This is a genomic window from Rhizobium sp. BK176, assembly GCF_024808055.1.
This window is the reverse complement of sequence record NZ_JANUBV010000003.1, coordinates 212876-228361: the sequence shown is the minus strand read 5'-3', so window position 1 is coordinate 228361 and position 15486 is coordinate 212876. Positions and strand designations below refer to the sequence as shown.

Genomic DNA, 15486 nt, shown 5'->3' with positions numbered 1-15486 from the left:
GTTCATTCCGATTCTGTCAGATGAATGACTTTACAAAGCTGGATAAGCCCTAAATATCGACATTTAGGAAATAGCTTATTCTGAAATGGAATGATTGGTGCTGCTTTCACGACGCTTTCTTCCATCGACATCCTTGCTTGTGGCCTTTGAGTCGGTCTCGCGCACAGGCAGCGTGACGGCCGCCGCGCGTGAACTCGACCTCACCCAGAGCGCCGTCAGCCGTCAGATAAAGGCGCTGGAAGAGCAGCTCGGCGTCGAGCTGTTCGTGCGCGAACGCCAGACGGTACGATTGACGCTCGCCGGCGACGGCTACGCCCGCGAGATACGCGAAGCGCTTCGGCGCATTTCGAGCGCATCGCTGAACCTGCGCGCCAATCCGCACGGCGGTACGCTCAATCTGGCGATTCTTCCTACCTTCGGGACGCGTTGGCTGGCACCCCGGCTGGGAGGCTTCCTGGCGGCCAATCCGGGAGTGACGATCAATCTTGTCACCCGGCTTTCGCCCTTCGACTTCCGGCTCGATTCGATCGATGCGGCCATTCATTTCGGCCACGCGCATTGGCCGGGGGCGGAGCTGACATTTCTGATGTCGGAGAAAACTGTGCCGGCCTGCAGCCCCGAATTCCGCAGCCGACACGCGATCAAAGTTGCCGAGGACCTGCTTCAAGCTCCGCTACTGCACCTGACGACGCGCCCGGATGCATGGGAGCGCTGGTTCGCAGACAGCGGCGTGAGCTTTCAAACCGTGCACGGCATGCTTTTCGATCAGTTTGCGACTGCGGCGCAAGCAGCGATGGCCGGTCTCGGTGTTGCGCTGCTTCCGACGTTCCTCATTCAAGATGAACTGAAACGCGGCGATCTGGTTGCAGCCGTCGACCGAGAAATGGAAAGCAGCGAGCACTACTATCTCGTCTATCCACCGGAGCGGGCCGACTACGCGCCGCTGGAAGCATTTCGCGATTGGATCGTTCGGGAAGCCGCCATCTGACGAACAGCTTGCGCCGGCATGGTGCTTTCGACCATTATGCCGCAAACCAAAATATGATGCAGGAAATTCCCATGAAGCCCATTTTCGTTCAGCTCCAATGCGCACCCGGCAAAACCTACGAGGTTGCCGATGCCATCTACCAGACAGAGCGCGCTTCAGAGCTCTACTCGACGAGCGGCGACTACGATCTTCTGCTCAAGGTCTACGTCGAGGAAGGCCAGGACATCGGCAAGTTCATCAATGACAACATCGCCAACATTCCCGGTATCGTGCGTTCGCTGACGACGCTGACGTTCAAGGCTTTCTGAGGAAGCCGTTTCAAACCCCTGGCAGCCGCGCAAGGGCGATCTCGGGCATTAAAATGAGGCGGCTCGCGAGCTGCCGAGGCTGGTGATCTGACCGGATGGCGCTTGTTCATCTGCCGATCCCGATAGCGGAAGCAGCCGGATGCGTTTTGCGCCGCCGGGGGCAAGGTGAAACCAGTCGTCGTCCGGTCGATAACCATCGACGCTGACATGGACGGACTGCGCGAACCTGTCGACTGCGATATCGAGCTCCCATTCATTGTCCTGCCGCGTCACCACCGCCTGGATCTCGGTATCGTGGAAGGCCTTGGCGCGGCCCAACGGAAAATGGAAAGCGTCGGCGACCACCGGGCCGCCATCCGGCAGACGTAGACGGGCAACGGTGACGTCGTGCGACGGTGGTCCGAAGCGAAACGCGTAGGTCGTATCAAAAAACGCGCCGAAGAGATCGGTTGCGGCAAACGTTTCACAGCTTCTGGGCGCCAAAGTCAGAATGCGGCCACCGCTGACGACGTGCTGCCTGCCGTAGCGCAGGCAAACCAGTTCGAGATCAAGCTGTAAGGTATGTTCGGTTTCATTCAGCACGTGGACGTCGAGGCCATTCGTCCCCTCGTCGGTCACCACCACCTGAACCGGCCGAAAGGCACGACGCAGGGCATACCACACGGGCTTCGGCTCGCCGGTCGAATCGATCACCCCCCAACCGGGACCTGGCATCAGATCCTGTAAGGTCCACACCAAGGCGCCGTTGCAGGTCGATCCGCTGCGCCGCCATTCGGCGAAGGTCGCTTCAGCAACTTCGCCGGTAACGACACGCGAGAGGTCCAGATAACGGTCGCGATCTTCACGACGAAGTCGCGCCGGATCCTCGCCGTAAAGTTCGGTCAGATAGAAATCGCGAACATCCTCGAAATCCCACGATGCGCCGCGATCGCGGGGAACGCGCGCCTTCCATAGCGGACTGTGGACCGGGGGAACGTCCAGATGCCGTTGCAGCGTTCGTTGTTGCGGCACCTGGGAGAAAGCCAGGCTCTCGGCCGCGAAGCGGACATTCGCACGACGGGCATCCACGAGCGGTCGCATATAGGCGCCGACCCCGTAATAATGAGTAACACCAGCATCTGACGAGAAGGGCATCGCGCCACCCGATGGTGAGTTCACCACATACGGCACGTCGGGCCTCATGCGGCCGGCGATCGCCGGAATGATCTCCTCCGTGATTGGGCCTGCCCAATATTCACGCGGCAGGCCAAGCATCGCCGCCTGCTGATAGACTTCGCTGCCGCCGCAGAGAACCGCCACCGATGGGCATCCCTGGACGGCGTGCAGGAATTCCTCGACCTCCGCGTGGACGTGCGCGGTTAGCGCCTTGTCGTTCTTCGGATAGTCGAAGTTGGCAAACATGAAGTCCTGCCAGACGAGCAGACCGAGTTCGTCGCAGAGCTGAAAGAACGCTGGCGTCTCGTAAGCCATGGTGCCGCCGATGCGGATCATGTTCATGCCTGCCTCGGCGGCAAGGCGCAGGAACGGCTCGTAGTCTGACTTGCCGCCCGGCAGCCGAACGATATCGGCGGTCGTCCAGACCGCCCCTCGGCAAAAGACACGCTCGCCGTTGACCAGCAGCGCAAAGTCATCCCCCCCCGATCCGCGATCAACGTCGATGCGGCGAAAACCCGTTCGGCCCGCATGGTGCTCGACACCATCAATGATGATCGAGAAATCATAGAGCTGCGGTACACCGTGCGTATGCGGCCACCAGAGATCGACGTCCTCTAGCCTGAGGATTGCCGAATGGTGGTTCTCTCCGACTTTTTCGAAAGCCTGCTGAACAGCTCCGCACCGAAGCACGAGGTCCGGGTTGTCGACATTGGTATGAAGCGAAACACTCAGTCGCCCAGTGCCATCCGCCTCGAGCACGGCGCGGACCGAAACGTTATCGATCGAAACGACATCGCGGCGGACGACCGTGATGGGTCGCCACGGACCGACAGCATGAATTTCCGGACACCAGCCGGGCATGCGGCCCAGAAGCGTCGTGCGGACATTCTTCAAGCCTTGTGGCGTGATCATCTGCGGCCGCCAGCGGGCGCGTGGGCCGGGCTCGGCCAGCCTCGGCGCAAGGGCTCGGAAGCACAGCGCCAACTCGTCGCCGCCAGAGAGCGTCACAGGTATCTCGTGTATTGTGAACATGCTTTCCGACGACAGGATCTCTTGGCCGTTGAGAAAGACATGACACAGCGTCGCCAATCCCTCGAAGCGAAGGATCGCATCACCGGGCTGGACGTCAAAAAGCCGGCAGAGATACCATGCGTCGCGGGTGTCGAGCGGCTCCGGATTGTCCCGGTCGAACTGCCCCGCCTTTTCCAAAGCTGCGGCGACGGTACCTGGTACTTCGGCGGCAATAAACTGCGCGGACAAGGGAATGTCATGGGGCGTTGCGCAAGCGCCCGATTCCGTCAGGACCAGGTTCCACCCTTCGGCAAGCAGGGTTTCCTCCGCACCGACACTCGCCAACCGTCCCCGCATCCTCAGACTCCCGGCTTCACAAGCGCTCCTTGAGAGAAGCCATCATGGAATCCCATGCATCGGCTGCCGGATCAAGCGCCGTGCGCAGCGGATCGTACTTCTTCCGGGTCACTGCCCGGGCGAGCTGGAACTGCACCGACTTTGCGACTTCGGAAATTCGACGCGCGTCGTCAATGGCGGAGGAAAATTCGCTGGCCGAGACCCAAGCTAGGTGATCTCCGGCAAGCTCGAAATTGGCGCCGAACTGACGCAACGTATTGAACGCGTATTTGTGAAAGAAACCGAAGGGACGCTCTGCCACGGCTTCCACCTGCTGCGGAAACACTTCAGCGAAGGCGCGGATCGGATTGGTGGTCGGTCTGCGGCCGAAGTGAAGTCCGAGAAGCTCGCGTGCCATAGTGCTGACCTGCATCGCATCAGGCATGCGAACGGGAATTTTTGCAAACTCCGTGTAGGGGAGGAACGGCGGATCATCTGCGGACAAATGCAGCTGGAACAGCCCGTCGAAATCCTCTCCCACAAGCTGGAAATAGCCGCCGTTGTGAAAATACTCGATGCGCTTGCCGGTGAAGTCGAGCCTGTTGATTGCCACCGTGGTCTTGCCATGCTCGGTTCGGTAGGCCGTGCCCTGGGTATCGGGCATATAAAACGAGTCCATCTCGATCAGGCAGAGGCGACCTCGCGCAATCTGGGTTTCGACGTGCCGTTCGACCCGATCGAAGATAGCGAGTTCGGTAACCCGGATGTCGTAGAGTGACTCGAGATCCTCGAGAGGCACCTTGAAGAAGGTGAACTGGTCGCCCTCGAAATCCTGCGTCAGCGTGAAGCCAAGCATCGCCTCCGGCGCAGCACCCGCGGCGTTCAACACTTCGATCCAAAGGTCGACGTAGCAATTGGTTTCCGGCCACATGCGCTCGCTGGAGTGCAGCGGATGCGACTGATAGCCGTCCGGGCGCGCCCGCGGGAAGACGGCTGTCATCAAACCACTCAGCCCCACAGCGCTTGCCGCACCTTGGAAGGCCAGTGCTTGAGCTCCAGTCCGTGGTGATGGAAGAGCGCGAGCGCAATACGCTCAAGTCCGAAGCCGACACAGGCGGTATGGGCAACACTGCCGTCTTCAAGATAGAGGTCCCATTTCGTGCCGAACGCGTCCTGATGGTAGTTGAAGCTCATGCAGGCCGTCGGCTTGGCAACCGAGGTGATCGGAATGAGCAGCTCGAACTTCAGGTTCTGGTCGCGTTGGTTGTTGGCCAGCATCTTGCCGGCGCGGCCGAAGAAGGGATCGTTCGCGACATCGATCGTCACATCCAGGCCCACCGCCTTCATCATCTCGACGCCGCGGTCCATCCAGCGCTGCCGGAAATCCGTGACGTGCTGCTCCGTGCCCATACAGATGTATTCGCGCATGCGGAAAAGCTGCTGGCGCGCCGGATCCTGTGATGGCTCATGCCGGAAGCAGTAGGATTGCAGATCGAAAAGACCGCCACTCATCGGCAGTTTGCCGCGACGAGCAACAGTCGGATAGAGCGGGTAGCAGGCCGCAGGCGTCAGTACGATATCAGTTGCCTGCTGATCCTTCGTCCAGTCGTCGCCCACTTCCATGCATTGAAGCAGGCTGATGTGGTCGAGTTCGTTGCCGCAGAAACTATGGACAGTGCCGGCGAGCTGCGGGAAGCTCTTCATGTAACCGCTTTTCTCGAAGAAGGCGCGGTTCATGCCCGGCGGGAAACGCATTGCCTCGGCGCCGTCGGCGCCGCCGAATTTGTCGATCAAGCGCTCGAAGGCGGCAATCACATCTTCGAATTGTCCGCTGCGGCCATAGAGCCCGTCAACGCCGGTATCAATCAAAAGGCCCGATTCAAATAGCCTGTCCAAAAACGTTGTCTGCACGTCCATGTCGTCACCCCAGTAAGCTAGTGTCCTGCTTGTGAACAAGAAGCATGCTCGACGTGTTGCCGAGGATGCGGTCGTTCGAGATCATGAGTTGTGCGGAGTGGGCGTCGCGCAGGTGGCGTCCGACGCTGAACGGCGTGCCGTTCTTGTAGCCCATGATCCCGCAGATCAGCATCACATGATTGACGATCTCGAGGATCGTTTCCGACGATGCGATCTTCACGTTGTTCATCGTGACGGCAAAGCCGATGGAGGAAAGCTTGTCCGCGTCATCCTTGGCTCCTTCGTAAGCCTTGAGACCGGCGACGACATTTGAGCGAACCATCTGAAGCAGGTTGGAGACCTCGGCCAGCCGCAGGGCTCCGGGCGGCGGTGTTCCCGGCGACTTGCGTGCAGCGGCGCGCACGAACGACTGCGCCCGGCCCACCGCGTCGACGGCGATGCCATACCACACGCTGCTCCACAGGAGGTGCGACGATGCCAGCATCGATTGAGCAGCAATCTCGGCAAAGGGCTTCGGCAGGATTTGTTCGGCAGGCGCCTCACCTTTGAAGAGGAAGCCATCCGAACAAGTGCCGCGCATGCCGAGGGTGTTCCAGGCATGGGTCTTTTCCAGCGCGTACTGCTCCTCGAGGAAAACGGTCAGGACCTGATCGGAAGAAGCCGCATTTGCATGGGCCCGCGAGGTAATCATGATTGCATCGGCGTGGGAACCGTAGGATATGACGCTCGCGTCCTTCTCCAGACGGCAGGTATCGCCCTCGACCTCGATCGCGCAGATGCTATTTCGGAGATTGCCGCCGATGCCGCCTTCGGTCGTCGCAGACGCGATCAACAATTGCTCGCCAGCCACGCGTTGCATGAAGGCCCGATGCCATTCGCTCTCGCCGCCATGCTCGACGAGGCTGCAGAGTTTGATGTGATGCATCGCGAAGACCATGGCGGCGGCGGCACAACCCTGTCCAAGCGTCGAGCATAATTCAGCGATCTGAGCGATCGTCGCGCCTTCACCGCCGAGGTGACGCGGGATCTGAATTCCAAACAGCCGCTCGGCTCTCATGGCCTCCACGGCCTCGTGCGGGAACCTCCCATCAAAATCGACGGAGTCTGCATGCTTTGCCGCGATCGCTGCCACGCGGGCGACCCTGGCGGCAAGATCCTCTTGCGCGATTTTGACCGGAAAGTTCATTTAGGCGACCTTCCGGCTATCTTTGATCTGGTCGACAGTCCTCGCGATTGCTGCAATGCTGGCGAATGACTTGCGATTCAAAAGATTGTCAGGAAACTCGATATCGAAGGCCTCTTCGATACCAAGCATGAGCTGGACGGAAGCGAAGGAAGTCAAACCGACGGCATAGAGGTCGTCATCGTCGGCAACTTGGTCAACAGAAACGGGAAGCTTTCCGAATTTGACCAGGAGATCACGGATCGTAGTATTCATTATGACTTCTCCAAGATGATCATATCTCGAGTGGCGAAACGGCCTTGTTCTCGGGATAGGCGTAGTCCGGAAAAGACAAAATTCTGCTAAATGACGTAGTTAAAGCGAACTGATCACTTCAGCTAAATTCTTAGAAGAGACGACGACAGGAAGCGGAACTTAGTTGAGATTTCAAACCCTTGCCGCGATTGCAATCAACACGCCACGAAAGGGGTCTTCTGACACATTGTTCAGGAACAATACTTCTCTCGCGTTTTTTACTAGACGAGCGGCGGGTACAGGTGCTCGGTCCCGCGATAATCCGAAACCGAATAGCAGCCCTCGCCCATCGCTCTGATCGACTGTTCAGCGATCACGGCTTTGCCATGGCCACCAGGTATGTCGAGTATATAGGTGGGCTGGCAGAGACCAGAAATCCGACCGCGCAGAGCCGCGACGATCCTCTGTCCCTCTTCGATCGTGAGCCGAAAATGGCTCGTCCCGGGAGCCAGATCAGGATGGTGCAGATAATAGGGCTTTACGCGCGTCTCGACGAAAGCCTTCATCAGTTCCGTGAGCACGGCCGGATCGTCATTGACGCCCTTGAGCAGCACCGACTGGCTGACCATGACCACCCCGGCATCAATTAGGCGCGCGCATGCCGCTCTTGCCTCGTCTGTCAGTTCGCGCGGATGATTGGCATGCAAAGCCACGTAAACGCTCTTGCCACTCGCTCTTAGCGCCGCAATCAGGGCCGCATCGATCTTTGATGGATCGACGACAGGAACGCGCGTGTGGAACCGCACGATCTTCACGTGATCGATCAATGCCAGTTCGCGAAGGATCTCTTCGAGCCGTCGCGGGGAGAGGATTAACGGATCGCCGCCCGTCAGGATCACTTCCCAGATCTCGTGGTGGTCGCGAATATAGGCAAAAGCTGCCGACATTGCCTCGGAGTCCAATGTCCCCAAGCCTTGTGGACCAACCATTTCGCGTCGAAAACAGAAGCGGCAGTAGACCGGGCACACATGCACGGCTTTCAACAGCACGCGATCCGGATAGCGATGAACGATGCCTTGCACGGGACTATGGGCCTCGTCGCCGATCGGATCCGCACGCTCTTCAGGCGCAACGCTCAGCTCGGCCGCGTCAGGAACGAACTGCCGGGCAATCGGGTCGGCGTCATTCGCAGGATCAACCAGACCCACGACCGTCGGCGTCAAGGCAATGGCGTAGCGTGCGGCGACATCCGCCAAAGCGTCCCGGTCTCTTTCGCCGAGCAACCCGGCGCGTTCCAGACCCTCGACGGTCTTGATGGCTGTGATGCTGTTCATGTGCCGTACTCCGCGACCGGCGCCCATAGCACCTGATCGATCCGTGACGCCCCGGTTGCCAGCATCACCAGCCGATCGAAGCCGAGCGCGATGCCACTTGCCTCCGGCATTATGGCGAGCGCCTCCAGGAAATCCTCGTCGAGCGGATAGCGTTCGCCGTAGATGCGAGCTTTCTCGGCCATCTCGATCTCGAAGCGGCGGCGCTGTTCTGCCGCATTGGTGAGCTCCCCAAAACCGTTCGCGAGCTCAACGCCGCAGGCGTAGACCTCGAAACGTTCGGCAACCCGGGGATCGCTTGCGGAAGGACGCGCCAGCGCAGCTTCCGATACTGGATACTCGTCCAGAATCGTGACGCGGCCAAAGCCTAGATGCGGTTCCACCTTTTCGACCAGCACGCGGCTGAACAAATCCGCCCAGCCGTCATCTTCGGCAACGCGAATGCCGGTCCGCGTTACCTGGTCCGCGAGATGCGCCCGATCCGTGGCGCCGTCGGTCGAAACGGACGCCAGCAGATCTATGCCAGCGTAGCGGTCGAAGGCTGCGGCAACGCTTAACCGGTTCGGCCCCGCGAACGGATCGCACTCGCTTCCTCGATAGGTGAGCCGCGTCGTCTTCATGGTTTCTGCAGCAAGGGCCAGAATGCGAACGCAATCCATCATCAGACTCTCATAGCTTTCGCCCACGCGATACCATTCAAGCATGGTGAATTCCGGATGATGCAACGGACCGCGCTCGCGGTTGCGATAAACGTGAGCGAAGCAGGCGATGCGCTGTTCTCCGGCCGAAAGCAGTTTCTTGCAGGCAAATTCAGGCGAAGTGTGCAGATATAGCGGCGCTGCTGTCTGGCCGTCAGTCGTCAGCGCTTTGGTGGCAAAGGCGTGCAGATGCGCCTCGTTGCCTGGCGACACTTGCAGCGTGGCAGTGTCGACCTCCAGAAAGTCCTCGCTTATGAAATAGCCGCGCAGGGCCGTCTGGATCGCATTCCGCCCGAGCAGGAACGGGCGGCGGTCCGCATGCACGCTCGGCGTCCACCACGGCGATACTTTGGCGATCGAGGGTTTCATCGACATCGTCCTGGCCGGTCTATCCAACGCTGGGGCTGGCTATTTGCCGGATTTTAGGTTAGTTGCGCCCCCAAAGAACAATCAGTTGCGTCTCGGAGGCCGTATCGACAGTCCTCTACGACGCCAAAAGCCGAGTTACAAGGAAGTCTTAATGGTCAAGGTCATCGCCTCTTCCGTCCGCAAGGGCAACGTTCTCGACGTAGATGGCAAACTCTACGTCGTTCTGACTGCCCAGAACTTTCATCCGGGCAAGGGCACGCCGGTCACCCAGGTTGACATGCGTCGTATCGTCGACGGCGTAAAGGTTTCCGAACGCTGGCGTACGACCGAGCAGGTCGAGCGCGCCTTCGTCGAAGACGTGAACTTCCAGTATCTTTACGAGGACGGCGAGGGGTTCCATTTCATGAACCCGGTGACCTATGACCAGGTGGTCGTGAACGATGAAACGATGGGCGATCAGAAGGCCTACCTGCAGGAAGGCATGACCTGCATCCTGTCGATCCATGAAGGTGTTCCGCTAGCCCTCGAGCTGCCGCGCCACGTCATTCTCGAAATCACCGAAACCGAACCGGTTGTGAAGGGCCAGACGGCGTCGTCTTCCTACAAGCCGGCAATGCTTTCGAATGGCATCCGCACCTTGGTACCCCCGCATATTGACGCCGGCACGCGCGTCGTTATTGCAACGGAAGACAATTCCTACGTCGAACGCGCCAAGAATTGATCGATCGACAGCCGTGAATCAGAGGTCGCGTTTGCAGCGCGGCCTTTTTCTTTCTTACGGCTTTCGCCAAATAAAAAAGCGCCGGTCTAGTCGGCGCTTTGAACTTTCAAATCATGCCCAGCAGGGCAGCCCGGCCTAGTAGCGCGGGCAACGGGCCTCGTAGCGACGGCCATATCGGTCTCTGTAGACGCAGTAACCGCGACGCTCAACGGACTGGCCGATCAATGCGCCAGCAAGACCGCCGGCTACGGCACCAATTGCTGCCCCACCCCAGCTGTGGCTTACAGCACCGCCAATAATGGCGCCGCTGCCTGCACCAATCGCGGTTCCCTGTTCCGTCGCCGTACAGGACGCAAGCGCGCCAACCAGTGCACCAATAAGCACAATCTTTTTCATCATGACATATCTCCCAGATTTTTCCGTCGCTTAGATACGACCGAGCAACACAAGAATAATAATAATCACGAGAACTAGCCCTAAACCTCCGGAAGGTCCATAGCCCCAGCCGCGGCTGTAACCCCAATTTGGTAGAGCTCCGATCAAAAGCAGAATAAGGATAATGAGAAGTATGGTTCCAAGCATGGTTCAAGTCCTCGACGTCATTACACCAGGAATGGACCAGAAACACGCATCACCGATTTTTGTTCCGCGTGTATCAAATGTTTAGCTTTGGCGGCAAAATCATACGAACCACATCGTTTTCTGCCGCTCCATGGAATGCAAGTAACATCGCGAAAAGGCTCCGGCAGAAATTCGCCTTAAGATTTTCGACAAAGGCAGTTGACAGAATGGATGCAAATCGCGCTGCACGCATGACGTGAATTTTCCGATTCAGCATCTTGTGGGAAAAAGCGATTCAAAATCAATACTTAGCCGTGAACAAACACTGAATCAGCCGGAGTCAGCGATTCGTCTCCGATTCGTTCTCAAGCTGTTCCGAATCGGAAAACGAGCAATCTGCAAGCTATTCGCGCAACAGAAACTGCGGAGGAAATTCAAATCAGCCCTTGCCTTTGCGACAACGGCTGTCCATGTGTTGTCTGCTTCGGAGAGGAGCTGACTTGATCTGGGGCTCCCCGGCCTCATCTGCAGGACCATGACACTGACATCGCAGCCGATGATACTGAGTGGACGCGGGGTAACCGCGGTGCTCGGGCCAACCAATACCGGCAAAACGCATTATGCCATTGAGCGCATGGTTGCACATGGCACCGGCGTGATCGGCCTGCCGCTGCGACTGCTGGCGCGTGAGGTTTACACGCGCGTCGCCGAAAAGGTCGGAGTGCAGAATGTTGCACTGGTGACGGGCGAGGAGAAGATATCGCCTCCCAATGCCCGCTTTTCGGTCTGCACGGTCGAGGCAATGCCACGCGAGACCAAGGCAGCGTTCGTCGCCATTGATGAAGTTCAGCTCGCTGGCGATCTGGAGCGGGGGCATATCTTCACGGATCGTATTCTGCATTTGCGCGGTCGCGACGAAACGCTGTTGCTTGGCGCCGGTACGATGCGACCGATCTTGCAGCAACTTCTCCCTGGGATCACGGTGGTTGAGCGACCCCGGCTTTCCCACCTTTTCTATGCTGGACAGAAGAAGATCACGCGCCTGCCGCAGCGCTCGGCAATCGTCGCCTTCTCGGCGGATGAAGTCTACGCGATCGCCGAATTGATCCGCAGACAGCGCGGCGGAGCGGCCGTCGTACTTGGCGCCCTTAGCCCGCGCACGCGCAACGCACAGGTAGCGCTTTATCAGGCTGGAGACGTCGAGTATCTGGTCGCGACCGATGCGATCGGCATGGGGCTCAATCTCGACGTCGACCACGTCGCCTTTGCTCAAGATCGCAAATTCGACGGCTATCAGTTCCGCAACCTGAACCCCGCCGAACTCGGGCAGATTGCAGGCCGTGCCGGCAGGCACGTTCGCGACGGGACGTTTGGCGTCACAGGCCAGGTCGATCCCTTTGACGAGGAGCTGGTCGAACGCATCGAAGGCCATGAGTTCGACAATGTGAAAGTGCTGCAATGGCGCACGAAGAACCTCGATTTCGCTTCCATTCACGCGCTACGCACAAGCCTCGAGACCGGACCCACTGTTCCCGGCCTGACGCGCGCCTTGCCTGCGGTCGACCAGCAGGCGCTGGAACACCTGTCGCGCTACCCGGAAATCATCGACCTTGCAACCAATCCATCGCGCGTCGAGAAGTTGTGGGAGGCCTGCGCGCTTCCGGACTACCGGCGCATTGCGCCGGCGCAACATGCCGATCTGATCTCGACCCTCTTTTCCGATCTCGTTCGCTATGGCACGGTAAACGAGGACTTCCTCGCCGAGCAGGTCCATCGCGCGGACCGAACAGACGGCGAGATTGACACGCTTTCGGCGCGAATCGCGCAGATAAGGACTTGGACCTATGTGTCGAATCGGCCCAATTGGCTTGCCGATCCGACACACTGGCAGGAAAAGACGCGGGAAATCGAAGATCGATTGTCCGATGCGTTACATGAAAGGTTGACGAAACGCTTTGTTGATCGCAGGACATCTGTGCTCATGAAGCGCCTGAGAGAGAATGCGATGCTGGAAGCTGAAATCAGTGTAAATGGCGATGTCTTCGTTGAAGGACATCATGTGGGGCAGTTGTCGGGATTCCGATTCACGCCCATTTCGGGAGCGGAAGGGCCGGACGCCAAGGCTGTTCAGTCTGCTTCGCAAAAGGCGCTCGCTTTGGAATTCGAGGCACGTGCTGCGCGCCTCCATGCGGCCGGCAACGGCGATCTCGCGATCAGCTCCGACGGCGCGATCCGTTGGTTGGGCGATCCGGTAGCGCGCCTTGCGGGCAGTGATCATGTGATGCGCCCGCGCGTCATCCTGCTCGCCGACGAGCAGCTGACCGGCAATGCCCGCGACCACGTGGCAGCCCGTATCGAGCGCTTCGTCAATCATCACATCAGCACGGTTCTGAAGCCGCTCGACGATCTGTCGCGTGCCGAAGACCTGCAGGGCCTGGCAAAGGGTCTGGCGTTCCAGCTCGTCGAGAATCTCGGCGTCCTGTTCCGACGCGACGTGACCGAAGAGGTGAAGTCACTGGATCAGGATGCGCGCGCCTCGATGCGCCGCTATGGCGTCCGGTTCGGCGCCTATCACATCTTCGTCCCTGCCCTTCTGAAGCCTGCTCCAGCCGAGCTCATCACGCTTCTCTGGGCGCTAAAGAACGACGGTCTCGACAAGCCGGGCTACGGCGATCTCATTCCCGTTCTGGCTGCAGGCCGCACGTCGGTGGTGACAGATCCAGCTTTCGAGCGCACCTTCTACAAGCTGGCCGGCTTCCGATTCCTTGGCAAACGCGCAGTTCGCATTGACATCCTGGAGCGCCTTGCGGATATCATCCGCCCGTTGCTTCAGTGGAAGCCTGGCCAGGCCAACCGTCCTGAAGGTGCATATGACGGCCGTCGCTTCACGACAACGACCGCCATGCTTTCGATCCTCGGTGCAACGCTCGAGGACATGGAAGAGATCCTGAAGGGGCTCGGCTATCGCGCCGATGCCGTAAAGGCAGAGGAGGCAGCAGCTCATCTGTCGGTTCAGGACGCCTCGACAGCGCCGACGGCCGAGACCGCAACCGAAGAGAGCGCGGAGAAGGCCGATCACGACGATGCCGACAGCGCGTCGGAGGAGCCTGCCTCGGAGGCTCCCACCGTTGAGGTCGCGGCTGAAGAACAGCCGGTTGCCGCAACGTCGGAAGAAGCAGAGGAACCGAAGCCGGTTCTTCTTTGGCGCCTCGGTGGCCGTACGGACAATCAGCGTCAGGCCCGCAGCCCGGGTGGCGAACGCCGCGGCGGCAACAATCGCGGCCAAGATCGCGGAAATGGCCAGCGTCGCCAAGGTGGTGAAGGTGGCGAGGGCCGTGATGGCAACCGCCAGCATCGCGGCAAGGATGGCGGTAAGCCGCAACAGGGACGGGGCGATCGTAACGAACAGCGCGGCGACCGTCAGGACCGCGGCGATCGCAAGGACCGCAACAACAACCGCGGCGGCCCGCAGCCGTTGCGCTTCGAGGCAAAGCCCCCACGCAAGGAAAAGCCGATCGATCCGGATTCTCCCTTCGCAAAGCTCGCTGCCTTGAAGGAGCAGATGAAGAAGTAAGCGCATGGGCGGGGAGACACAGCCAGGAGGCGGTTCGCGGCAACGCATCGACAAGTGGCTGTTCTTCACGCGCATGGTGAAATCGCGCTCGCTGGCACAAAGCCACATTCAATCCGGACATGTCAGGATCAACGGCGAGCGCGCCCTCCAGCCGAGCCAAATGGTCAAAGCCGGCGACAAGATCGAGCTGGCTCTTGAGCGGCGCGATATTGTCCTTGTCGTCAGGTCGGGCGGCGAGCGGCGTGGTCCTTACGAGGAAGCTCGGCTGCTTTATGAGGACCTGACGCCTCCGCCCGACGAGACAAAACGCCTCACCCCTTATGAGCAGGCAATGCGGGCCACAGGGGCGGGACGACCCACCAAAAAGGAACGTCGTGCAATCGACAAGCTGATGTCGGACGAGGATTAGAAAACTCTATCCGAACTGCCGGGTTTTGCGATTTCTTTATTCTTGAAATCCTCGGGCAAAGCCGGTACGTCACAATCAACTTGCCGGATAGCGTGAATGCCTCCCAAGCATCTCACTGCTTCCTTTCCGGTTGGGGAAAGGCGCGACGTTCCAGGTTGCCCGGCCCCATTGTATGGAAGTCCTGGAGTTCTTCATGACCTATGTCGTGACCGACAATTGCATTCGCTGCAAATATACCGACTGCGTGGAAGTCTGCCCCGTCGATTGCTTCTATGAGGGTGAAAACTTCCTCGTCATTCACCCTGACGAATGCATAGACTGTGGCGTTTGCGAACCGGAATGTCCCGCCGAGGCAATCAAGCCTGATACGGAGCCGGGCCTCGACAAGTGGCTCAAGGTCAACGCCGAGTATGCGAGCATCTGGCCGAACATTACGGTCAAGAAGGACGCCATGGCCGAAGCGAAGGAAATGGACGGCGAGACCGGCAAGTTCGAGAAGTACTTCTCTGAGAAGCCCGGATCGGGTGACTGATCCTTCATTCTCGCTACTAGGGCCTGAAACCGGGTTCAGTGAGCCAAAAAACGCCTGAAGTGTGTCCGCGGCATATGGGTGTCATGTGTTGCGCGCATGACTCAGGCGCAGTAAATTATTGATTTCCTCATATTTTTGTGATAGCTTTCGGACACTGAT

Annotated in this window: 15 protein-coding genes; 6 read left to right on the top strand and 9 right to left on the bottom strand. The window is 59.1% G+C overall.

Annotated elements, in window-relative coordinates; genetic code table 11:
* Window positions 1–97: 97 nt before the first annotated feature.
* Both FHT76_RS13830 and FHT76_RS13825 read left to right on the top strand, forming a co-directional pair.
* Window positions 98–988, top strand: a complete 891-nt coding sequence (locus tag FHT76_RS13830) for a LysR family transcriptional regulator (protein WP_183863783.1) — start codon at window positions 98–100, stop codon at window positions 986–988.
* A 71-nt stretch (window positions 989–1059) separates the two neighbouring features.
* Entirely contained in the window at window positions 1060–1296 is a 237-nt protein-coding gene (locus tag FHT76_RS13825; protein ID WP_024315373.1) for an Lrp/AsnC ligand binding domain-containing protein, read from the top strand.
* A gap of 48 nt (window positions 1297–1344) precedes the next feature.
* On the opposite strand, the gene FHT76_RS13820 is transcribed toward FHT76_RS13825, so the two are convergent.
* The 7 genes from FHT76_RS13820 to epmA form a co-directional block, all read right to left on the bottom strand.
* On the bottom strand, window positions 1345–3819 hold the full coding sequence (locus FHT76_RS13820) for a glycoside hydrolase family 2 protein (protein ID WP_183863784.1): 2475 nt from the start codon (window positions 3817–3819) through the stop codon (window positions 1345–1347).
* A gap of 16 nt (window positions 3820–3835) precedes the next feature.
* Complete coding sequence (locus FHT76_RS13815) at window positions 3836–4798, bottom strand: DUF1839 family protein (protein WP_183863785.1); 963 nt, start codon at window positions 4796–4798, stop codon at window positions 3836–3838.
* 8 nt (window positions 4799–4806) lie between these two features.
* Window positions 4807–5715, bottom strand: coding sequence for an amino acid--[acyl-carrier-protein] ligase (locus FHT76_RS13810; RefSeq protein ID WP_183863786.1), 909 nt, complete (start codon window positions 5713–5715; stop codon window positions 4807–4809).
* A 4-nt stretch (window positions 5716–5719) separates the two neighbouring features.
* On the bottom strand, window positions 5720–6901 hold the full coding sequence (locus tag FHT76_RS13805) for an acyl-CoA dehydrogenase family protein (RefSeq protein ID WP_183863787.1): 1182 nt from the start codon (window positions 6899–6901) through the stop codon (window positions 5720–5722).
* Complete coding sequence (locus FHT76_RS13800; protein ID WP_183863788.1) at window positions 6902–7153, bottom strand: acyl carrier protein; 252 nt, start codon at window positions 7151–7153, stop codon at window positions 6902–6904. It abuts the gene before it with no gap.
* Window positions 7154–7413: 260 nt separating this feature from the next.
* Window positions 7414–8466 (bottom strand): lysine-2,3-aminomutase-like protein, encoded by a 1053-nt coding sequence (locus FHT76_RS13795; RefSeq protein ID WP_259126915.1) that lies wholly within the window; start codon window positions 8464–8466, stop codon window positions 7414–7416.
* The gene (epmA, locus tag FHT76_RS13790) at window positions 8463–9530 is read right to left on the bottom strand and encodes an EF-P lysine aminoacylase EpmA (protein ID WP_259126916.1); all 1068 of its coding nucleotides are present in this window, start codon (window positions 9528–9530) and stop codon (window positions 8463–8465) included. The genes FHT76_RS13795 and epmA overlap by 4 nt, the downstream gene beginning before the upstream one ends.
* 151 nt (window positions 9531–9681) lie before the next feature.
* Between epmA and efp the strand changes: the two genes are divergently transcribed.
* A complete protein-coding gene (gene efp / locus FHT76_RS13785; protein WP_259126917.1) occupies window positions 9682–10251 on the top strand; it encodes an elongation factor P in 570 nt (189 codons plus the stop codon).
* Window positions 10252–10386: 135 nt separating this feature from the next.
* Here efp and FHT76_RS13780 read toward each other — a convergent pair whose 3' ends face one another.
* Together FHT76_RS13780 and FHT76_RS13775 are read right to left on the bottom strand one after the other, a co-directional pair.
* Window positions 10387–10650, bottom strand: a complete 264-nt coding sequence (locus FHT76_RS13780) for a YMGG-like glycine zipper-containing protein (RefSeq protein ID WP_018855881.1) — start codon at window positions 10648–10650, stop codon at window positions 10387–10389.
* Window positions 10651–10677: 27 nt separating this feature from the next.
* Window positions 10678–10833, bottom strand: coding sequence for a DUF3309 family protein (locus FHT76_RS13775; protein ID WP_007794620.1), 156 nt, complete (start codon window positions 10831–10833; stop codon window positions 10678–10680).
* A gap of 514 nt (window positions 10834–11347) precedes the next feature.
* Between FHT76_RS13775 and FHT76_RS13770 the strand changes: the two genes are divergently transcribed.
* The 3 genes from FHT76_RS13770 (at window position 11348) to fdxA (ending at window position 15327) form a co-directional block, all read left to right on the top strand.
* Window positions 11348–14386, top strand: a complete 3039-nt coding sequence (locus tag FHT76_RS13770) for a helicase-related protein (protein ID WP_183863791.1) — start codon at window positions 11348–11350, stop codon at window positions 14384–14386.
* 4 nt (window positions 14387–14390) lie between these two features.
* Window positions 14391–14795 (top strand): RNA-binding S4 domain-containing protein, encoded by a 405-nt coding sequence (locus FHT76_RS13765; RefSeq protein ID WP_183863792.1) that lies wholly within the window; start codon window positions 14391–14393, stop codon window positions 14793–14795.
* A 193-nt stretch (window positions 14796–14988) separates the two neighbouring features.
* Window positions 14989–15327 (top strand): ferredoxin FdxA, encoded by a 339-nt coding sequence (gene fdxA, locus FHT76_RS13760; protein ID WP_183863793.1) that lies wholly within the window; start codon window positions 14989–14991, stop codon window positions 15325–15327.
* Window positions 15328–15486 lie beyond the last annotated feature (159 nt).